The sequence below is a fragment of the Pseudomonas sp. NFPP12 genome (assembly GCF_900103205.1).
GTDB lineage: Bacteria > Pseudomonadota > Gammaproteobacteria > Pseudomonadales > Pseudomonadaceae > Aquipseudomonas > Aquipseudomonas protegens.
On the sequence record NZ_FMWW01000001.1, the window covers coordinates 477,353 to 495,193 of the forward strand.

Consider the following 17,841-nt stretch of genomic DNA (forward strand, 5'->3'; position numbering starts at 1 on the left):
ACCGCAAGGCAACCCCCCCAGCCAGGTGCTAGGCGTGGCTGAGCGACAGCTGGCTGATGATGCAGGCCGAGCCATCCTCCGCCGGAGTGCTGGGGGTGAAATCGACCTGGTTGTAGATCCCGCCATGAAAGTCGAATACCTGGCCATTCCAGGTCGAGTCCAGGGCGTGCAGGGGAGAGCTGGCTTGCTGGCCATTGCAACTGGCGCCGATGGTAATCAGCCCAGCGTACATGTATTTGCGCAACCACCACTTTCTGCGCCGAGTTGACCTTGGTCAGGGTCATCTGCTGGCGGTTCCAATGATCGGCGGCGCTGCTCAGGGCCCAGTAGCGGGATTCCTTCCACTCGCAGCGGGTTCGATGGGTGCTTTTGCTCGCCGCCCCCCGGGTCGGCGCGCACAGTTGTATCGAGCCATCTGCCAGGCGCGAGATCACGCTCGGGCATTGGGCCAGGGCGAGGTTGCCGTTGAGCTCCAGTGCCAGCGGGTTGCTGGCCGAGGTGGGCAGTGGGGTGGCGATGTCGAGTGTGCTGATGTCTACCGGCATGTGGAGGTTTCCTTGTCGGGGCGGTCGGTGGGCCAGCGTCCAGGGCGATGCTCGCGGCTGCGGGGTCGCGGCATCAGCGGGAGCTGTTTCCCGGAGCGCCCCCGGAGCCGCTAGACCGCGGTGCCGATGTGACTGTCGACCCCGTTCCTCACCGACCCGCAGTTCTATCTCGAGCTTTGCCGCACCGTGGTCCGAGGGGCTTGATCAGCCTGAACTAAAAACGCCCCTGCCAGTCCCATTGGGCATCTTTGAACGACTGGGGGAACACCATGAAAATTCGTCTTGCAATGCTCTGCGCCGCAGTTCTGGCTTCAAGCCAGGCGCTGTTGGCACAGGCTGCCCAGACCACTACCGCCGAGCCGGCCTACCAGAGCCAGGTAGCGCGCTACCAGTGTGAAGGGCAGGTGCGCATCGACGCCGCCTACCTGAACATCGACAACGGCTCCTCGTTTGCCACGCTGTATTACAAGGACCAGTTGATCCCCATGCACATCGCGCGTTCCGCTTCCGGCGCCCTGTATGTGGCGGACGACGAGCAGAACAGCTTCCGCTGGCACACCAAGGGCAAGATGGGGGTGCTCTCGTTCCTGGAGGCGGACCACACCGCCACGGAGCAAACCCTGCTCAAGGACTGCAAGGAACTCGAGCAGGACTGAAAAACCGCCAACGCACTTTCCCGCGGGCAAAAAAAAGCCCGCGGGGAGTGCGGGCGAACGTAGTTGCTTGAATGAGCGAGGCGACTATACACAGCGCTTTTTCGCCGCTGGGTGAAAGAAGTTTCATCTTGCGCCTCAGGGGGCCGGCCTTGCCCAGTCCCGTACTCGGCCGGCACGCTGGCGTGCTTCGGTTTCAGACGAAGGGCTGGCCGTGAAAGCCCCGTGGCAGACGCTGCAGGCCCGGCAGGGCGGTCAGGCGTTACGCCAGAGTTGGCCGCCATGGCTGGCCTTGGCCTTGCGTGCAGCCCGACGAGCGGCATTGCGCTGGTTGCGTCGGGCCTCCTTGTAGACCTCGGTGTTTCGGCAACTGCGGCATTTGACCCGGTTCAGTTCGCCGGTGGAGGCCAGTTGGGTGCCGTGATGACCGCAGGCCAGATGCCCGGCGACCTTGAAGTGAGTAACCATCGCGTTTCTCCTTCGGAGTGAGTACGGAGCACGCGTCGCGTGTTCGATGCGTCTCCATATTTTTACGACCGCAGGGCACAGGCGACGTTCGTTGTTTTGTCGGCAAACCCCGAGCCAGCGGCAGATCTGTTCTAACCTGCTAAGGCGAGTGAAAAATCCCTTCAGGAAGAGAGGTGGGCATGGCAACGCAACAGCAACGCCCTTACGAGCAGGAACGCAGCGATGAGACGGCACCCTACGAGGTTGAACACAAGGAGCCGCCTCCGCAGACCTGGAAGCATCCGGATGATGGCAAAAGCTTGTCGGAACTGGATGAAGAACGTCCCTTGAAACCGTGACCCACAGCCCCGCTCCAGAGCGGGGCTGTCGTTTGTGGCAAAGCCTTGGGCGGGCTCTGTTACCATCCCCGGTTTTGCCGCCCCGAAGCGCCGGGGCGAGTGGTCCGTTCAAGGGAGAAACACATGATTGTCACCACCACCGCCCATATCGAAGGCCGGGAAATTGCCAGCTACCTGGACATCGTCAGCGCCGAATCGGTCCACGGCATCAACGTGGTCCGTGACCTGTTCGCCGGCATGCGCGACTTTTTCGGCGGCCGCTCCCAGACCCTGGAGCGCGCCCTGAAGGAAGCGCGGATACAGGCCACGAATGAAATCAAGGAGCGCGCCCGGCAGTGCAACGCCGATGCGGTGGTCGGCGTGGATTTCGAGATCAGCATGCCGGCAGGGCGCGGTGGCATGGTAGTGGTCTTCGCCACCGGCACCGCCGTCAGGCTCAAGTAGCGTTCAACTCCTCCGGGCGTTCAGGGCGCGGCCGGGGTGCACAGCTCCACTAAAGTGCCGTCCGGGCAGCGCACATAGGACACCGTCTGCCCCCAGGGCTTGCTTGTGGGGGGCGCCAGTTCCCGGGCACCGTGCTCCAGGGCCCGGGCATGGGCCGCCTGCACGTCTGCGGTGACCAGCCCCAGTTCCATGCCCAGGGGCTTGGGCGAGGAGTGAGCCGCCACATGGTCGGCCGGGAAATTCATTTCTGCCAGGTCATGGTCGGCGAAGGCCAGGGTAGTGCTGCCGGTTTCCAGCTCGCCATAGGTACCGGATTCGTGGAGAAACCGCCGCTTGAAACCAAAGGCCTGCTCGAAAAAGCGCAAGGAACCTTCGACTTCGGGTACGTAGATGATGGTGTATCCGAACTGCATGGCGTGACGCTCCTGTCCATGGATTGTGAGGCGGCGAATCTAGCACGGGCCTGCGGCTGCGCAGGGCCCGTCGTTGTAAGCCGCTGTTTCATGGCTGCTGCTCCCTCAGGTGCCAGCCCAGGGCCGAGCATTGCAGCTCATGGGTCGGCGCCAGGGCCTGGAGAAAGGCCTGATCGTGGGAGGCCACCACCAGGGCACCGGGAAAGTCCCGCAGGGCGCATTCGAAGGCCTGCACCGATTCCAGGTCCAGGTGGTTGGTGGGCTCGTCGAGCAACAGCAGTCGGGCTGGGTTGCCGCCCCACAGGGCCAGGGCCAGGGCGGCTTTCAGGCGCTCGCCGCCGCTCAGTTGCGCGCAGGGTTGCAGCACCCGCCGGGCATCCAGTTGCAGGCGTGCCAGGCGGGTACGCAAGGCGCTTTCCTCCAGGGGCGTGGCGGCGTTGCCCAGTTGTTCGAGCAGTGAGTGTGCGGGATCGAGTTGCGCCAGATGCTGATCCAGATAGGCACTGGCTACCGCCACTCGGCATTCGCCGCTCAGTGGCTGCAACTGGCCGGCCAGCAGTTTCAGCAAGGTGGACTTGCCGCAGCCATTGGGGCCGACCAGGGCGATGCGCGCCGGGCCGACGACGTTGCAGGTGAGGCGGCTGGCCGGGGCTTGCGGGTCCAGCCAGGGGAGTTGCGCCTGCAGCAGACTGAATACCGGCTGGCCGGCCTGCAAGGTGGTGGCGGGCAGAGTGAGCAAGGTCGGTGACTGCGCGCCGACCCGGGCAAAGGCGTCGCGCACCTGCTCGTCGAGCTCGCTCTTGTGCCCCTGATGGGCGTGGCGTACCTGGCCCATGATGTCCCGCGCGGCGCCGAGCAGCTTGGCCCGTTCGAAGCCTGAGACGTTGGCGGTCTTGGCGTGCCGGCGCGAGGCCGCGGCGTGGCGCTGGATGGTGTCGTGTTCCCGTTGCAGGCGCTTGTGCTCGCGGCTGCGCTGGGTACGCGCATGGTCCAGCGCCGCCTGCGCCGCCTCGCTGTGGGCCCGGCGCTGCGCCTGGTACAGCGCATAGTTGCCGCCATAGACCTGGGCGCCCTGGGGGCCGAGTTCGACGATGCGTTGCACCTGCATGAGCAACTGGCGGTCATGGCTGACCAGGATCAGCCCGCCACGCCAGCCTTGCAGTTGTTCCGTCAGCCAGCGCCGGCCGTGGCGGTCCAGGTGATTGCTGGGCTCGTCGAGCAGCAGCAGGTCGGCGTTGCCCAGCAGGGCGCCGATCAGCACCACCCGGGCCAGTTGGCCGCCGCTGAGGACGTCCGCCGGGCCCTGCGGTTCCACGTGCTCCAGGCTGGCTTCATCCAGGGCCAGGCGCAGGCGCTGGGCCAGGTCCCAGCGATCATCCACCAGGTGCAGGTCTTCCAGGCTGGCGCTGCCGTCGGCCAGGCGCTGCAGGGCGCCCAGCGTCTCGGCGAGGCCGGCGACCTGGGCCACGCTCTGCCCCGGCTGTACCTGCGGGTCCTGGGGCACATAGGCCAGGCTGGCAGTGTGGCTGATGCTCCCGGAGGAGGGTTGCAGCTCGCCGGCGATCAGGCGCAGCAGCAGGGACTTGCCCACGCCATTGCGCCCGACGATGGCCGTGGGCAGGCGATCGAAACTCAGGTTCAGGGCATCAAGCAGGGTTTCGCCATTGGCGAATTGATAGGTCAGCTGGTTCAGGGAAACCAGTGCGGGCAGCCGGGTGACGTGAGTCATCAGCACCTCCGGAAAATGTGGCAACAGGCCAATGAGCGCTAGCAGTGCTCATCGCGGATACATTTTTGGAAGGCTTAGTTGTTCACGTCGGCAATCGTCCTTGGACGGGAAAGAAGGTGCGTAGCCTAACCTCAGAATTCTCTGACTGACAAGTACGCAAATTCGAAGGTGGCCGTCGTCAGGCCGGTTGGGCCTCCTTTGCCAGGCGCCGCAGAAAGTTCGCCAGGCCCGCTTCCTCGGCCTTCAGGCCCTGGCGGGCCCGGGCCTTGGGCAACTGCGCCAACTCACCGAGGACGAAGCGCTCCAGCAGCGCCGGATGGATGTAGCACTTGCGGCACACCGCCGGAGTGTTACCCAGTTCCCGGGCCACTTCCTTGACCGTTGCCACTATGTGTTTCTTCGCCTCGGCCTGGGGCTCCCAAGGCTGCTGGCGCAACCGCTCCAGGGCCAGGACGCTGCCGGCCCAGGTGCGGTAGTCCTTGGCGGTGAAGTCGGCTCCGGTCAGTTGCTGCAGGCAGGCGTTGATGTCCGACGAGCTGACGTGGTGCCGTTGACCGTCTTCGTCCAGGTACTGGAACAGCTGCTGCCCAGGCAACTCCAGGCAGCGCTTGACCACCCGTGCCAGGCGCGGGTCCTTGACGGTGATCTGGTGCTCGACCCCGCTCTTGCCACGGAACTGGAAGTGGATGGCGCTGCCGCTGACCTGTACATGGCGGTTGCGCAACGTGGTCAGGCCGTAGGAGCGATTGTCCCGGGCATACTGGCTGTTGCCGACGCGGATCAGGGTTTCATCCAGCAGCAGGATCAAGGTGGCCATGACCTTTTCCCGGCTGAAGCCTGGCACCGCCAATTGCGCCTGCAACTGCCGGCGCAGCTTGGGCAAGGCGTTGCCGAACGCCAGCAGGCGAGCGTACTTGTCACCGTCGCGCACTTCGCGCCAACGCGGGTGGTAGCGGTACTGCTTGCGGCCCCTTGCGTCGCGGCCGGTGGCCTGCAGATGGCCCTTGGGGTCGGGGCAGATCCACACCTCTGCGTAGGCCGGGGGAATCGCCAGGGCGTTGATCCGCTGCACCTCGGCGGCCTGGGTAAGGCGCTGGCCCTGGGCGTCGTAGTAGACGAACTTGCCCCGCAGCTTGCGCCGCCGGATGCCCGGCTGGCGGTCGTCGGTGTAGTGCAGGTCGGCGGGCAGGGCGGGAGTATCGCAAGCGTCGGGCATGGCGGCAGGTCCTGGGCAAAGTGCGGGCCGGTAGACCATGGACCGCGGCCTCGGCCAAGGGTGCCGATTTTCTCTGCGGGTTACGCCAGGACGGCCACTGCCTTGATCTGTGCCCAGAGTTGCTGCCCGGGGTGCAGGCTCAACTGGTCTCGGGAGAAGCGGGTGATGCGCGCCAGCAACGGGCTGCCCGCCACGTCCAGACGCACCAGCACATGGGCGGCGTTGTCCGCGGGGATTTCGTCGCGCACCGTTACCGGCAGGCGGTTGAGGATGCTGCTGTGCTCGCTGTCCTGCAGGCTCAGGCTGACGTCCCGGGCCTGGACCTTGAACCGCAAGGCCTTGCCCAGTGCCAGAGGCTCGTGGGCCACGCGGATAGTCAGCTGGCTGCCGGGCAGTTGCAGGGTCAGCAACTGGTAGTCCGGGTCGTAATGGCTGACCCGGCCTTCCACCACCACACCCGCGTCGTCACCCAGGGCCAGGGGCAGGTCCAGGCGCGCCAGGGTCTCGCCCACGGGGCCGCTGGCCAGGGCCCGGCCATCGCTGAGCAGGACGATATGGTCGGCCAGGCGCGCCACTTCATCCTGGGAGTGGCTGACGTACAGCACCGGGATATCCAGCTCGTCGTGCAAGCGTTCCAGGTAGGGCAGGATCTCGCTTTTGCGTTTCGAATCCAGGGCCGCCAGGGGCTCGTCCATCAGCAGCAGCCGCGGGCTGGTGAGCAGCGCCCGGGCAATGCCGATGCGCTGGCGCTCGCCGCCGGAAAGGTGCTGCGGGTGGCGCTGCAGCAGGTGGCCGATGCCCAGCAGTTCAGTGGCCTGGGCCATGTCCACCCGGCGTTGTGCCTTGGCAATGCGCCGCAGGCCGAATTCCAGGTTGGCTTGCACGGACAGGTGGGCGAACAGGCTGGCCTCCTGGAACACATAACCCAGGGAGCGCTTGTGGGGCGGGACGAACAGCTTGCGCTGGCTGTCCTGCCAGACTTCGTCGTTGATCTGGATGCGCCCGCGGCCGGCTTTTTCCAGGCCGGCGATGCAGCGCAGGCAGGTGGTTTTGCCCGAGCCCGAATGTCCATACAAGGCTGTTACCCCGCGCCCTGGCAGTTGCAGGTCGAGATCCAGGGCGAAGTCGTGGTAGCCCAGGTGCAGCTTGACGTGAATGCTCATCGGCTCAGCTCCAGCCGGCTTTGGTCTTGCGGCTGGAGTACAGCGCCAGCAGCACCAGGAACGAGAACACCAGCATGGCCCCGGCCAGCCAGTGGGCCTGGGCGTATTCCATGGCCTCGACGTGATCGTAGATCTGCACCGAGACCACTCGGGTCTTGTTGGGGATGTTGCCGCCGATCATCAGCACCACGCCGAACTCGCCGACGGTGTGGGCAAAGCCGAGGATCGAGGCGGTGATGAAGCCTGGCCGCGCCAGGGGCAGGATCACCGTGAAAAAGGTGTCCCAGGGGTTGGCGCGCAGGGTTGCGGCCACTTCCAGGGGACGGCTGCCAATGGCAGAAAAGGCATTTTGCAACGGCTGTACCACGAAGGGCATGGAGTAGATCACCGAGCCCAGCACCAGGCCGGCAAAACTGAACGTCAGGGTGCCCAGCCCCAGGGACTGGGTGAACTGGCCGAAGAAACCGTTGGGCCCCAGGGCCAGCAACAGGTAGAAACCTATCACCGTCGGTGGCAGCACCAGGGGCAGAGCCACCACGGCGCCGATCGGCCCTCGCAGCCAGGAGCGGGTGCGCGACAGCCACAGGGCTATCGGAGTGCCGACCACCAGCAGGATCAGCGTGGTCAGGGACGCCAGCTTGAGGGTCAGCCAGATGGCGGAAAAATCGGCACTCGACAGGCTCATTTACAGTTGGTAGCCGTAGGACTTGATCACCGCGGCGGCTTTTGGCCCCTTGAGGTAGTCCACCAGTGCCTTGGCGGCCGGGTTGTCCTTGCCCTTGTTGAGGATGACCGCGTCCTGCTTGATCGGGTCGTGCATCTGGGCGGGGACGATCCAGGCCGAACCGCTGGTGACCTTGCCGTCCTTGTAGATCTGCGACAGGGCGACGAAGCCCAGCTCGGCATTGCCGGTGGAAACGAACTGATAGGCCTGGGTGATGTTCTGGCCTTCGACGATCTTGTCCTTGACCTTGTCGGTCAGGCCCAGCTTGGCCAGTACCTGGGTTGCGGCCAGGCCGTAAGGCGCGGCTTTCGGGTTGGCGATGGACAGATGCTGGTACTGGTTGTCCTTGAGCACCTGGCCCTTGGCGTCGACGTAGCCGTCCTTGGCCGACCACAGGGCCAGGGTGCCGATGGCGTAGGTGAAGCGCGAGCCCTTGACGATGTCGCCTTCGCTTTCGAGCTTTTGCGGGGTGCTGTCGTCGGCCGAGAGGAAGACTTCAAAAGGCGCGCCGTTCTTGATCTGGGTATAGAACTGTCCGGTAGCGCCGTAGGCGGCCACCAGTTTGTGCCCGGTGTCTTTCTCGAAGTCGGCGGCAATCGCCTGGATCGGTGCGGTGAAGTTGGCGGCCACCGCGACCTGTACTTCATCGGCCTGGGCCGAACCCAGGGCGAAGACAGCGAGCAGGGCGGCGAGGCAAGTCGGGGCAAAACCTGAGGCGCGAAGGTTCATCAAACAGCTCCAATGGGGGGACGGATGCGTTGGGCAGTGAGTTATTGGAAGGGGCCTGCACCAAGGCGAGGGGGAATCGCTATATAGCGGAATATATAGCGATTTGTCGATGAACGGAACTCTGTTGCCAGCGCTTGTTGCCCGGGCCGCGATGTGGATCGCGGCTCTAGTGAATCAGCGTCTGCGCAGTTGTGCCAGGGTTTGTTCGGCCAGGCGCAGGGTCAACTCGTAGGCGGGCAGTTCCACCCCCAGGCGCAGGGCCTGGCCGGACCAGAGGTTGGCGAAGCCTGCCTCGTCCTTGGCACGCAGCGGCATCAAGGCACCGCCGGCCCGGGGGAAGACCGGCGCCAACGGGCTGATGGGGCCGATTTCGCGCATGACGCGGTTGACGATGCCCCGGGCCGGGCGCCCGGTGAACAGGTTGGTCAACGCGGTTTCGCTTTCCTTGGCGTGGCGCAGGGCATGGTGGTGGGCGGCGCTGACCTTGGCTTCCGGGGTGAACAGGTAGGCAGTGCCCAGTTGCACCGCCGAGGCTCCCAGGGCCAGCGCCGCGACGATGCCCCGGGCATCGCCGATGCCGCCGGCGGCAATCACCGGCAGTTGCACCGCGTCGACGATCTGCGGCACTAGGGCCATGGTGCCGACCTGGCTGTTGAGATCGTCGCCGAGGAAGATTGCCCGGTGGCCGCCGGCTTCGTAGCCCATGGCGATGATCGCGTCGCAGCCGCGCTCCTCCAGCCAGAGCGCTTCATCGACGGTGCTGGCCGAGGACAGCACCTTGGCTCCGGTGGCCTTGACCCGGGCCAGCAACGAAGGCTCTGGAAGGCCGAAGTGGAAACTCACGACTTCAGGGCGCAACTCTTCCACCAGTTGGCAGGTGCTCTCATCGAAGGGCGCGCGGTTGCTGACCGGGGTCGGAGCATCGAAGTCGGCGCCCAGCTCGCGATAGTAGGGCTCCAGGGCGTTCTTCCAGCGTTGCTCGTGTTCGGCATCGACGGGCTGCACCTGGTGGCAGAAGAAGTTCAGGTTCAACGGGTTCTGCGTGGCTGAGCGAATCACCTGCACTTCCTGGCGGATCTGCCCGGCGTCGAGCATGGCGCAGGGCAGGGAGCCCAGAGCACCGGCCCGGGAGGCGCCGATCACCATGGCGGAGCCGGAGGGACCGGCCATGGGCGCTTGGATGATGGGCAGGGCGATACCCAGCAGGTCTAAGAGGCGGCGATCAGTCCATTGGCTCATTTGCGGGAATTCTCCGTCGGCAGGTTTAGACGATGCAGCCCGTGGTTTTTATCAGGAGATGGCGCCCCGAGGCCAGCTGACTTTTCCACGGGGCTCGATTCCAGGCCTTTGCAACCGATACGGCGGCCGCTGCCGACGGCTGTCGGCGGCGTCGATCCGGCGCTAGACTGCGGCGGATATTTTTCCTCATCGCACCCCTCAAGGAAGGCTGACCATGGATGTAAAACTGCGTGAAGTACTGCCGTTCAGCGTTGCAGGCCTGCAAGTAAGGACCCTCAACGCCGCCGAGCAACAGGCCGACAGCGCCCGGATCGGGCCGATGTGGCAGCGCTTCTATGTCGAGGGGCTGTTCGACAAGATCAGCCCTCGCCAGGCTGATTCGTTCGTCTATGGCGTCTATTCCAACTACGAGTCCGATGCCAGCGGGCACTTCGACGTGACCGCCGGCGTGGCGCTGGAGGGTGCCTGCGCCGACTACCCGAGCGTGGCTGTCCAGGGCGGGGACTACCTGGTGTTCAGTGCCAAGGGCGCGATGCCCGATTGCGTGATCCAGACCTGGGGGCTGATCTGGGCCTACTTCCAGGACAACCCCCAGGTCCGGCGCGCCTTCGCCACGGATTTCGAGGTCTACACCAGTGCCGATTCGGTGGCGATCTACATCGGCATCGAGGCCTCGCAGGATGCTTCGCGCTCGAGCAACTGACGCTTGCGTTCCACACCCCAGCGGTAGCCTGAAAGGCTGCCGTCGCTGCGTACCACCCGGTGGCAGGGAATGGCCACCGCCAGGCTGTTGGCCGCGCAGGCCTGGGCCACGGCGCGCATGGACTTGGGGGCGCCAATGCGCTGGGCAATTTCGGCGTAGCTGGCGGTGCTGCCCAGAGGAATGCTCCTCAGGGCCTGCCATACCCGCTCCTGGAACACCGTGCCCTGCAGATCCAGGGGCAGGTCCAGGCCAATGGCCGGGGCCTCGATAAACCCCACTACCTGGGCGACCAGGCGCTCGAAATCGCGGTCGGCACCGATCAGGTTGGCCCGGGGGAACTTGTCCTGCAGTTGCTCCAGCAGCGGGCCGGGTTCATCCCCCAGGAGAATCGCACACACACCGCGCGCGCTTTGCGCCACCAGTATTGCCCCCAGGGAACACTGGCCGAGGGCGAAGCGGATATCGGTGTTGGGGCCGCCGGCGCGGTAGTCGCTGGGCGTCATGCCCAGCAACTGGTCGGCCGCTTCGTAGAAACGGCTGTTGGAGTTGAAGCCGGCGTCATACAGGGCTTCGGTGACCGACTGGCCGCGCTCGAGGTGGGAGCGCACCTTGCGTGAGCGTTGCGCGTTGGCATAGGCCCGGGGGGTCAGCCCGGTGGCGGCCTTGAACACTCGGTGAAAGTGATAGCTGCTCATGCCGGCCTGCTGCGCCAGCTGGCCCAGGCTGGGCGGTGTTTCGGCGCCCTCGATCTGCCGGCAGGCCAGCGCCACCAGCGTGGCATGGTGCGCCGCGACCTGGGTCTGGTCACTGGCCAGGCGCTTGCTCGGGCGGTAGCCGGCGGCTTCGGCTTGCTCGGCGCTGTCGAAGAACTCGACATTCTCGGCCTTGGGCAAGCGCGACAGGCTGCTGGGGCGGCAATAGACGCCGGTGGTGCGCACGGCGTAGACAAAGCTGGCGTCGGCGCTGGCATCGCGCTTGAGCACGGCTTGCCAGCGGGGGTCCTGTTCGATGCGGTGCTTGCGCGACAAGGCGGTCATGGTCGGTACTCGGTAAGCGGTGGCGGCCAGATTAACCAAGCTGGGGCCGTTCGGCACTCCGGGTCTTGCGCTTGAATTCTCAACGTCAGCCGGCCCGGCGCAAGGTCAGGTTGATCCGTTGCTGGCCCAACAGCGGGTGGTGGCCGTCCTTGAGGGCCAGCACTCCGTGATAGCGCAGGCGGTCGACGCCGCCCCAGACCACCACATCGCCATGCAGCAGCGCGACCCGCTGGCTCTTGTCGCTGCGCTGCCGGCCGCCGAAGAGAAAGATCGCCGGCAGGCCCAGGGACAGGGACACGATAGGGGCCGAGTAGTCGCGCTCGTTCTTGTCCTGATGCAGTGACATCTTTGCCCCTGGCCGGTAGCAGTTGATCAGGCAGGAGTCCGGGGCGAACCCGGGAAAGCCGGCCGCCTCGGCCGCGGCTTCGGCCAGCTCCTGGAATACCTTGGGCAGTGCTGGCCAGGGGCGCTGGCTTTGCGGGTCGATGGGGCTGTAGCGGTAGCCGCTGCGGTCGGTGGTCCAGCCCAGCTGCCCGCAACTGCTTAAGCCCACCGACATGGTGAAGCCGCCGGGCGTCTGCATCTGGCGAAAGGGTGCGGCGGCGAGCACGGCATCGAGTTGCGGCAGCAGCGCTTCGACCCAGGGCAGGGCGAAGCCGCGCAAGACCAGGGACTCTGGGCCCAGGACCTCGACGCGGGCAGGCTGCTGCAGGTCGCTGTCACTGAACAGCCCGAGGGTGGCTGGGCCGCCATCATTACAGTGCATCGTGAAAAATCACTCCAAGGGTATGGCGCTGGCCACTGTGAACGCGGCTGACACCGTGGCGCAAGGTCACCCGATAGTGCCCGCGCGCTCCGGCTACCGGGCGATGATGCACGGCGAAAACCAGCCCATCACCCTGCTTCAGACCAATGACCTGCGGCCGCGATTGCATGCGTGGGCGCTGTTCGGTGAGCACCAGTTCACCGCCACTGAAGTCGCTTCCCGGCTGCGACAACAGGAAGGCCACTTGCAAGGGGAATACGTGCTCGCCGTACAGATCCTGGTGCAGGCAGTTGTAGTCCCCGGGGCCGTATTGCAAGAGCAAGGGCGTCGGGCGCATCTGCCCGGCGTCGTGGCAGCGCTGGATGAAGGCGGCGTGTTGCGTCGGGTATTGGACGTCGATATTCATCAGGCGGTTCCAGCGGTTGGCCTGGTCCACCAGGCGCGGGTAGAGCAACTGGCGCAATTGCGCCACGGGCTCCGGCAGCGGATAGCCAAAATACTGGTACTGGCCACGGCCAAAGCCATGGCGGGCCATGATCACTTTCGAGCGAAACAACTCGGGGCTCTGGTAAAGCCGGCTCAGGGCCTGGCATTGCGCTGGGGTCAACAGGCCTTCGAGGCGGGCGCAGCCGTCCTGGTCGAGGGCCTGCTCGATGCGGGCCCAATCCAGTTGTTGCAGGCGATCGTGTAGCGAGGGGGCAGGCATGGCGGGAGTGTCCTGGGCGGTAGGGAACCCGGCCAGTCTGCGGCACGGTTGGCCGACGAACACTCCGTTGCTTGCGCTTGAATCGGTGGTGCGCAGCGGCGCCTTACAAGGCCTTGCTGACGCTGACGTCGCTGATGACATCGTCGGACTGGCCATGCAGCGCCTCGAGGGCGGCCCGGGCTTCTTCCTCGGAACCGGTCTGCAACTGGGCGAATTCGAAGCGGCGCTCACCGTTGAGCTTGTATTTGATGACGTACTTGGTGGTCTGGGGCACGGGGCTACCTGTTGTCGCGAGGGGAGGGCTTAGCGCAGTTTCGAGCTGGAGCGGCGAATGATGCGGATCGAATGCGTCAGGTTCGGCTTGCGGGTCACGCTGATGGGCCGGCGGTTGACGGTGTCGATGGTGATGTTCCAGAAACCGGTGCTGGGGGCGGTGATCTTTGCCGGGAACTTGTCGAAGGCGCCGCCGTGATAGGTGTGACGGCCGCCGTTCTTGAAGCTGCGGAAGTTGGCGTCGCTCATCAGGCGAATGTTGCAGACCTGGGAGCATTCGATGACGACGATATCGTCTTCGTTCAGGTGCTCGCGCTGGTGGATGAATTTCATGGGCGCCTCCAGAAGGGCTATAGCTACAAAAGCAAAAAACGTTTGCGTGGGCGGTGGTGCAGTTTATCAGGCCCAAAGGAGTATTATTCGGCCCCGGCGTCGAGCTTTGACAATTTAAAACAGTTATTTGGATTTTTATCGGCGATAAAGCCGTGCCTCCGGAGAAAAACAGCGCCTTTGCTGTCGGAGGGACTTTATTGGAGGTTTTTACATGAAGCGCTGGGTGTGGGTTCTGGTCTTGGCCATCGGCGGTTGCGCAAGCGTCTCGGACATCAACCAGACGCCGCCAACCCTGAGCGTGATTTCCGGCAAGAAGCCTCAGGAATACGCCAAGTGCCTGACCGACAAACTCTCCGGCAGCCGCGGCGCGCTGCAGGTCGAGCCACACAAGGACGGCTTTCGGGTACTAGTGCCCCAGAGCCTGTCGCCGGCCCCGGCTGCGGTGTTCTATATTGAAGCGCGTTCCGGCGGCAGCAGCATCAAGCTGCACGAACAGATGAGCAACAACCCCTTGCGCCCTCAGGATGTGCGCAAGGCCGGTGAGTCCTGTATCTCCGGCTGAGCCGTTGCTCCATGCGGGTGACCGTCCCCGGTTACCCGCTTGCATCCCTTCTCCAGACGTTGCCCCAGGCCCCGGGTAGTGCCGCCAAGCGCCGCCCGGGGCTGCTTTTGCGTGGGTAGAAGCCTTGTTGTACCGCGGCGATTAGCCGCTTTTTTTCGCCTGGTAAAACCTTGTTTTGCTGTTCGGTATTCGATAGGCGCGGGGCAATTTCGCGTTGTCCCGGTGGATCAATTGACCTACTATTTGTGTGCTTATGCCATGCAGGTCTAAGCATATAACTAGAATAATGGAGTCCATATGATCCCACTGGATCGAATGCTATTGAGTGGCCTGATGCTGCTGTTGGTTCAAACTGCCCATGCCGTGGAGGGGCAGAAAGTCTTTACCCAGGGAGGCGCCCAGCCAGGGGCAACGGCTTGCCTGGCCTGCCATGGCGCCGATGGCATGGGCCTGGCTCCGGCCGGGTTTCCACGCCTTGCCGGGTTGCCAGCGGGCTATCTGAGCAAGCAGTTGCACGACTTTCGCAGCGGCGCCCGCACCAGCCCTGTGATGCAACCCCTGGCCAAGGTCTTGAGTGAAGAGGAAATCACCGCGGTCACCACGACCCTGGCCGCCATGCCCGCGCCCAAGCTGGTTCCTGTCAGCCGTAGCCAGGTGGCCACCGGTGTCGGTGAGCGCCTGGCCCTGCGTGGTGCCTGGGAACGACAGGTGCCCGAGTGCGTCAGTTGCCACGGACCGGGCGGCGTGGGCGTCGGTACCGCCTTCCCACCCCTGGCCGGGCAGCCTGCCAGCTACCTGGTGGCACAGCTCAACGCCTGGCGTGAAGGTACCCGCCACAACGACCCCAATGACTTGATGGGGCACATCGCCAAATCCCTGAGCGCCGAAGAAGTGGCTGCCGTGGCGGACTACTTTGCAACCTTGAACTCCCAGGAGGCGCGCCCATGAAACTATTGATTCCAGGGGCGCTGCTGAGCCTGCTCGCGATCCAGGTCCAGGCGGCCACCATCGCCATGGAGGACCAGTCGCAGATCCCGGCGCCGAGCGCTTCCGCCCATGTCGAGTACTTCAAGCCGCCGGCTGAAAGCGAGCTGCCGGACAACGCCTACGGCAAGCTGGTACGCGAAGGCTACGCCCTGTTCGTCGATACCAAGCGCCTGGCGCCGCAGTTCGTTGGCAACGGCCTCAATTGCAGCAATTGCCACCTTGATCAGGGGCGCCTGGCCAACTCGGCGCCACTGTGGGGCGCGTACCCGATGTACCCGGCCTATCGCAAGAAGAACGACAAGGTGAATACCTTTGCCGAGCGCCTGCAAGGCTGTTTTCAGTTCAGTATGAACGGTGGCAAGCCGCCGGCGGCGGACAGTCCGCAGATTACCGCGCTGTCGGTGTATGCCTACTGGCTGGCGAGCAAGGCGCCGCTGGGCGTCGAGCTGCCTGGGCGTGGGTATCCCGACGTGGCGCAGCCCGCCAAAGGCTACGACCTCAAGCAGGGTGCGGCGGTGTATCAGGCGCAGTGTGCGGTTTGCCACGGTGACAACGGCCAGGGCCAGAAGGCCGGTGCGGATTACGTAATGCCGCCACTCTGGGGCAAGGATTCCTACAACTGGGGTGCAGGGATGCACCGGATCAATACTGCGGCGTCCTTCATCAAGCACAACATGCCTCTGGGCAAGGGCGGCAGCCTGAGCGATCAGCAGGCCTGGGACGTGGCGGCGTTCGTCAACAGCCACGAGCGGCCTCAGGACCCGCGCCTGGTGGAGGGTTCCATCGAGAAGACCCGGGTCAAGTTCCACGCCAATGATGGGGTGAATTTGTACGGTCAGACGGTAGAAGGCGTGTTGATAGGCCAGGGCATCCGATAAACTAGCGCCCATTGTTGCCGGTGCCGCCCGGGCTCACGCCTGGGCGGCATCGATTTTTTGGGAGAAAGCATGAAGCGGGAAGATGTCAGGGCAAAGCATGCAGAGGGCTTGATCTCTGCCACCCACGTGATCCAGAACCCGGCCAATTCAGAGGAATGGATTGTGTTTTTCAAGAAGAGCGCCGGGCGCAGCTATTTTCTGGTGGACGACAGCGACGAGGTGGAATCTTTCTGCCGTCTCGACGACCTGATCGAAACCATTCGAGGTCTGGGCATCAAGTTTGCCGAAATTCATATGTAGAGGGCGTGCGCCTTCTACTTGCAGACCACCACCACGCTGCGGCTTTTATAATTGCCAACATCGACGCCGAGGGTCTTGTCGCTTTCCTTGGTGGCGGGCGTGCCGACAGTGCTGACGATCCGATAGCCGGTGCCGGCGCAGGACGCCTCGGCTTTCTCGTAACAGCTGGCCCAAGAGCTGGCCTCACCAGAGCAATCGATGCTCAGGCCTTGTTCGCCATTGGCCAGGTAGGTATTGGAGGCGGTGGCACATCCACTCAGGGCCAGTACTGCGGTGACAGTGAAAAGTCTGTTCATGGGGGATTTCGTCATCTGAGGGGGAGGGGGTGAAGTGGCCGTGCATGCCAGTGGCGATGCTATAGCTAATGGCCATTTCGGTACAGCACGTCACCTTAGTCCTCCGCAGGCCTGCAAAAGTGCCGCAGCCCCTCTGGGTTAGGGGGTTGTGGTACCTGCGGGTGAACATCGCCAGGGCGAAAACGGTGCCATCATGGAGTCCGGATGGCCCGCCTTGGCCGTTGAGTCGAGGGTGTGCCTGGTCGATGCCTGGGGCATTCCGGCAACCCTGTGCAGGTGCCGGTTTACAAGCGCTGCGCGGTGATGGAGGTTTACCTGGCAGGCTATCTGGAGGATGCTGCGGAACTATCCGTCACTTTATTTCTCTATGATGGCAGCGGTTAGCCAGCGCGGGGCATTGTAAGGCGCTCGCGCCCTCATTAGACTGCGCCGAAACTCGTACACACAGCCTTTTTAAGGACTCATATGATCAAGAAATGCTTGTTCCCAGCAGCCGGTTACGGTACTCGCTTCCTGCCAGCGACTAAAGCCATGCCTAAAGAAATGCTGCCGGTGGTGAACAAGCCACTGATCCAGTACGGCGTTGAAGAAGCGCTGGATGCCGGATTGAATGAAATCTCCATCGTGACCGGCCGCGGCAAGCGCGCCCTCGAAGACCACTTCGATATCAGTTACGAGCTGGAAAACCAGATCAAGGGCACCGACAAGGAGAAATACCTGGTCGGTATCCGCAAGCTGCTGGACGAGTGCTCGTTCTCCTACACTCGCCAGACCGAAATGAAAGGCCTGGGCCACGCCATTCTGACTGGCCGCCCGCTGATCGGTGACGAACCCTTCGCCGTGGTACTGGCGGACGACCTGTGCGTCAACCTCGAAGGCGACGGCGTACTGACCCAGATGGTCAAGCTGTACAAGCAGTTCCGCTGCTCGATCGTGGCCATCCAGGAAGTCGATCCGCAGGAAACCAACAAGTATGGCGTGATTGCTGGCGAGATGATCCGTGACGACATCTACCGCGTTCACAGCATGGTCGAGAAGCCAAAGCCGGAAGACGCACCGTCGAACCTGGCGATCATCGGTCGTTACATCCTGACTCCGGACATCTTTGACCTGATCGAGCAGACCGAGCCGGGCAAGGGTGGCGAGATCCAGATCACCGACGCCCTGATGAAGCAGGCGCAGAACGGCTGTGTAATGGCCTACAAGTTCAAGGGCAAGCGTTTCGACTGCGGTGGTGCCGAAGGCTACATCGACGCAACCAACTTCTGCTTCGAGAACTTCTACAAGACCGGCAAGGCTTACTGATAGCCGCTGCACGGTTTTTTTGGAAAAGCCACCT

The 17,841-nt window shown here is 64.0% G+C and carries 22 protein-coding genes and 2 pseudogenes; 9 read left to right on the forward strand and 15 right to left on the reverse strand.

What is annotated here, in order from left to right; translation table 11 throughout:
- Positions 1-28: 28 nt before the first annotated feature.
- A pseudogene (locus BLS75_RS02090) lies at positions 29-545 on the reverse strand (polysaccharide lyase family 7 protein).
- 269 nt (positions 546-814) lie between these two features.
- Here BLS75_RS02090 and BLS75_RS02095 point away from each other — a divergent pair.
- Positions 815-1,201: an MliC family protein gene (locus BLS75_RS02095; protein WP_072450134.1), complete on the forward strand. Its 387-nt coding sequence runs from the start codon at positions 815-817 to the stop codon at positions 1,199-1,201.
- 193 nt (positions 1,202-1,394) lie between these two features.
- Here the strand turns inward: BLS75_RS02095 and BLS75_RS02100 are convergent.
- Positions 1,395-1,666 (reverse strand): annotated as a pseudogene (locus BLS75_RS02100) (hypothetical protein).
- A gap of 179 nt (positions 1,667-1,845) precedes the next feature.
- On the opposite strand from BLS75_RS02100, the gene BLS75_RS32315 reads away from it, so the two are divergent.
- Both BLS75_RS32315 and BLS75_RS02105 read left to right on the forward strand, forming a co-directional pair.
- The gene (locus BLS75_RS32315) at positions 1,846-2,004 is read left to right on the forward strand and encodes a hypothetical protein (RefSeq protein ID WP_011061701.1); all 159 of its coding nucleotides are present in this window, start codon (positions 1,846-1,848) and stop codon (positions 2,002-2,004) included.
- Positions 2,005-2,127: 123 nt separating this feature from the next.
- Positions 2,128-2,448, forward strand: a complete 321-nt coding sequence (locus tag BLS75_RS02105) for a YbjQ family protein (protein WP_011061700.1) — start codon at positions 2,128-2,130, stop codon at positions 2,446-2,448.
- A gap of 20 nt (positions 2,449-2,468) precedes the next feature.
- On the opposite strand, the gene BLS75_RS02110 is transcribed toward BLS75_RS02105, so the two are convergent.
- The 7 genes from BLS75_RS02110 to BLS75_RS02140 all read right to left on the reverse strand — a co-directional run bounded on the left by BLS75_RS02110 (position 2,469) and on the right by BLS75_RS02140 (position 9,661).
- Positions 2,469-2,861, reverse strand: coding sequence for a VOC family protein (locus BLS75_RS02110; RefSeq protein ID WP_072450135.1), 393 nt, complete (start codon positions 2,859-2,861; stop codon positions 2,469-2,471).
- Positions 2,862-2,949: 88 nt separating this feature from the next.
- Complete coding sequence (locus BLS75_RS02115) at positions 2,950-4,590, reverse strand: ABC-F family ATP-binding cassette domain-containing protein (protein WP_072450136.1); 1,641 nt, start codon at positions 4,588-4,590, stop codon at positions 2,950-2,952.
- Positions 4,591-4,768: 178 nt separating this feature from the next.
- Entirely contained in the window at positions 4,769-5,806 is a 1,038-nt protein-coding gene (locus BLS75_RS02120; RefSeq protein ID WP_015635896.1) for a DNA topoisomerase IB, read from the reverse strand.
- An 80-nt stretch (positions 5,807-5,886) separates the two neighbouring features.
- Entirely contained in the window at positions 5,887-6,969 is a 1,083-nt protein-coding gene (gene modC / locus BLS75_RS02125; RefSeq protein WP_041118550.1) for a molybdenum ABC transporter ATP-binding protein, read from the reverse strand.
- A gap of 4 nt (positions 6,970-6,973) precedes the next feature.
- Positions 6,974-7,654 carry a molybdate ABC transporter permease subunit gene (gene modB / locus BLS75_RS02130; RefSeq protein WP_015635894.1) on the reverse strand — a complete coding sequence of 227 codons (681 nt, stop codon included), beginning with the start codon at positions 7,652-7,654 and terminating at the stop codon, positions 6,974-6,976.
- The gene (gene modA, locus BLS75_RS02135) at positions 7,655-8,422 is read right to left on the reverse strand and encodes a molybdate ABC transporter substrate-binding protein (RefSeq protein ID WP_011061694.1); all 768 of its coding nucleotides are present in this window, start codon (positions 8,420-8,422) and stop codon (positions 7,655-7,657) included.
- Between the two features lie 174 nt (positions 8,423-8,596).
- Complete coding sequence (locus tag BLS75_RS02140) at positions 8,597-9,661, reverse strand: NAD(P)H-dependent flavin oxidoreductase (protein WP_072450137.1); 1,065 nt, start codon at positions 9,659-9,661, stop codon at positions 8,597-8,599.
- Positions 9,662-9,875: 214 nt separating this feature from the next.
- Between BLS75_RS02140 and BLS75_RS02145 the strand changes: the two genes are divergently transcribed.
- Complete coding sequence (locus BLS75_RS02145; protein WP_072450138.1) at positions 9,876-10,364, forward strand: GyrI-like domain-containing protein; 489 nt, start codon at positions 9,876-9,878, stop codon at positions 10,362-10,364.
- Here the strand turns inward: BLS75_RS02145 and ada are convergent.
- From ada to BLS75_RS02170, 5 genes are all read right to left on the reverse strand, one after another.
- A complete protein-coding gene (gene ada / locus BLS75_RS02150) occupies positions 10,316-11,401 on the reverse strand; it encodes a bifunctional DNA-binding transcriptional regulator/O6-methylguanine-DNA methyltransferase Ada (RefSeq protein ID WP_072450139.1) in 1,086 nt (361 codons plus the stop codon). The genes BLS75_RS02145 and ada overlap by 49 nt on opposite strands.
- Before the next feature lie 85 nt (positions 11,402-11,486).
- Positions 11,487-12,167, reverse strand: coding sequence for a DNA oxidative demethylase AlkB (alkB, locus tag BLS75_RS02155; protein WP_072450140.1), 681 nt, complete (start codon positions 12,165-12,167; stop codon positions 11,487-11,489).
- Positions 12,157-12,873 (reverse strand): 2OG-Fe(II) oxygenase, encoded by a 717-nt coding sequence (locus tag BLS75_RS02160; protein WP_072450141.1) that lies wholly within the window; start codon positions 12,871-12,873, stop codon positions 12,157-12,159. Before BLS75_RS02160 ends, alkB begins: the two co-directional genes overlap by 11 nt.
- 103 nt (positions 12,874-12,976) lie before the next feature.
- The gene (locus BLS75_RS32320) at positions 12,977-13,147 is read right to left on the reverse strand and encodes a hypothetical protein (protein ID WP_015635890.1); all 171 of its coding nucleotides are present in this window, start codon (positions 13,145-13,147) and stop codon (positions 12,977-12,979) included.
- Between the two features lie 29 nt (positions 13,148-13,176).
- Positions 13,177-13,479 carry a DUF1883 domain-containing protein gene (locus BLS75_RS02170; protein WP_011061687.1) on the reverse strand — a complete coding sequence of 101 codons (303 nt, stop codon included), beginning with the start codon at positions 13,477-13,479 and terminating at the stop codon, positions 13,177-13,179.
- 211 nt (positions 13,480-13,690) lie between these two features.
- Between BLS75_RS02170 and BLS75_RS02175 the strand changes: the two genes are divergently transcribed.
- The 4 genes from BLS75_RS02175 to BLS75_RS02190 all read left to right on the forward strand — a co-directional run bounded on the left by BLS75_RS02175 (position 13,691) and on the right by BLS75_RS02190 (position 16,206).
- Positions 13,691-14,041: a hypothetical protein gene (locus tag BLS75_RS02175; protein ID WP_072450142.1), complete on the forward strand. Its 351-nt coding sequence runs from the start codon at positions 13,691-13,693 to the stop codon at positions 14,039-14,041.
- 297 nt (positions 14,042-14,338) lie between these two features.
- Positions 14,339-14,989 (forward strand): c-type cytochrome, encoded by a 651-nt coding sequence (locus BLS75_RS02180; RefSeq protein WP_072450143.1) that lies wholly within the window; start codon positions 14,339-14,341, stop codon positions 14,987-14,989.
- The gene (locus BLS75_RS02185) at positions 14,986-15,906 is read left to right on the forward strand and encodes a c-type cytochrome (RefSeq protein WP_011061684.1); all 921 of its coding nucleotides are present in this window, start codon (positions 14,986-14,988) and stop codon (positions 15,904-15,906) included. Before BLS75_RS02180 ends, BLS75_RS02185 begins: the two co-directional genes overlap by 4 nt.
- Before the next feature lie 69 nt (positions 15,907-15,975).
- Positions 15,976-16,206: a hypothetical protein gene (locus BLS75_RS02190; protein ID WP_072450144.1), complete on the forward strand. Its 231-nt coding sequence runs from the start codon at positions 15,976-15,978 to the stop codon at positions 16,204-16,206.
- A gap of 14 nt (positions 16,207-16,220) precedes the next feature.
- Here the strand turns inward: BLS75_RS02190 and BLS75_RS02195 are convergent, their stop codons facing one another.
- Positions 16,221-16,502 carry a hypothetical protein gene (locus BLS75_RS02195; protein ID WP_011061682.1) on the reverse strand — a complete coding sequence of 94 codons (282 nt, stop codon included), beginning with the start codon at positions 16,500-16,502 and terminating at the stop codon, positions 16,221-16,223.
- Between the two features lie 465 nt (positions 16,503-16,967).
- Between BLS75_RS02195 and galU the strand changes: the two genes are divergently transcribed.
- A complete protein-coding gene (galU, locus tag BLS75_RS02200) occupies positions 16,968-17,807 on the forward strand; it encodes a UTP--glucose-1-phosphate uridylyltransferase GalU (protein ID WP_011061681.1) in 840 nt (279 codons plus the stop codon).
- Positions 17,808-17,841 lie beyond the last annotated feature (34 nt).

Bases quoted from the DNA above. Each gene is read 5' to 3' on its own strand.
- BLS75_RS02110 (WP_072450135.1), bottom strand. From the start codon at position 2,861: ATGCAGTTCGGATACACCATCATCTACGTACCCGAAGTCGAAGGTTCC.
- BLS75_RS02160 (WP_072450141.1), bottom strand. From the start codon at position 12,873: ATGCCTGCCCCCTCGCTACACGATCGCCTGCAACAACTGGATTGGGCC.
- BLS75_RS02195 (WP_011061682.1), bottom strand. From the start codon at position 16,502: ATGAACAGACTTTTCACTGTCACCGCAGTACTGGCCCTGAGTGGATGT.
- modC (WP_041118550.1), bottom strand. From the start codon at position 6,969: ATGAGCATTCACGTCAAGCTGCACCTGGGCTACCACGACTTCGCCCTG.
- BLS75_RS02115 (WP_072450136.1), bottom strand. From the start codon at position 4,590: ATGACTCACGTCACCCGGCTGCCCGCACTGGTTTCCCTGAACCAGCTG.
- BLS75_RS02170 (WP_011061687.1), bottom strand. From the start codon at position 13,479: ATGAAATTCATCCACCAGCGCGAGCACCTGAACGAAGACGATATCGTC.
- BLS75_RS02105 (WP_011061700.1), top strand. From the start codon at position 2,128: ATGATTGTCACCACCACCGCCCATATCGAAGGCCGGGAAATTGCCAGC.
- galU (WP_011061681.1), top strand. From the start codon at position 16,968: ATGATCAAGAAATGCTTGTTCCCAGCAGCCGGTTACGGTACTCGCTTC.
- modB (WP_015635894.1), bottom strand. From the start codon at position 7,654: ATGAGCCTGTCGAGTGCCGATTTTTCCGCCATCTGGCTGACCCTCAAG.
- BLS75_RS02095 (WP_072450134.1), top strand. From the start codon at position 815: ATGAAAATTCGTCTTGCAATGCTCTGCGCCGCAGTTCTGGCTTCAAGC.
- BLS75_RS02175 (WP_072450142.1), top strand. From the start codon at position 13,691: ATGAAGCGCTGGGTGTGGGTTCTGGTCTTGGCCATCGGCGGTTGCGCA.
- ada (WP_072450139.1), bottom strand. From the start codon at position 11,401: ATGACCGCCTTGTCGCGCAAGCACCGCATCGAACAGGACCCCCGCTGG.
- BLS75_RS02185 (WP_011061684.1), top strand. From the start codon at position 14,986: ATGAAACTATTGATTCCAGGGGCGCTGCTGAGCCTGCTCGCGATCCAG.
- BLS75_RS02190 (WP_072450144.1), top strand. From the start codon at position 15,976: ATGAAGCGGGAAGATGTCAGGGCAAAGCATGCAGAGGGCTTGATCTCT.
- BLS75_RS32315 (WP_011061701.1), top strand. From the start codon at position 1,846: ATGGCAACGCAACAGCAACGCCCTTACGAGCAGGAACGCAGCGATGAG.
- modA (WP_011061694.1), bottom strand. From the start codon at position 8,422: ATGAACCTTCGCGCCTCAGGTTTTGCCCCGACTTGCCTCGCCGCCCTG.
- BLS75_RS02145 (WP_072450138.1), top strand. From the start codon at position 9,876: ATGGATGTAAAACTGCGTGAAGTACTGCCGTTCAGCGTTGCAGGCCTG.
- BLS75_RS02140 (WP_072450137.1), bottom strand. From the start codon at position 9,661: ATGAGCCAATGGACTGATCGCCGCCTCTTAGACCTGCTGGGTATCGCC.
- BLS75_RS02180 (WP_072450143.1), top strand. From the start codon at position 14,339: ATGATCCCACTGGATCGAATGCTATTGAGTGGCCTGATGCTGCTGTTG.
- BLS75_RS02120 (WP_015635896.1), bottom strand. From the start codon at position 5,806: ATGCCCGACGCTTGCGATACTCCCGCCCTGCCCGCCGACCTGCACTAC.
- alkB (WP_072450140.1), bottom strand. From the start codon at position 12,167: ATGCACTGTAATGATGGCGGCCCAGCCACCCTCGGGCTGTTCAGTGAC.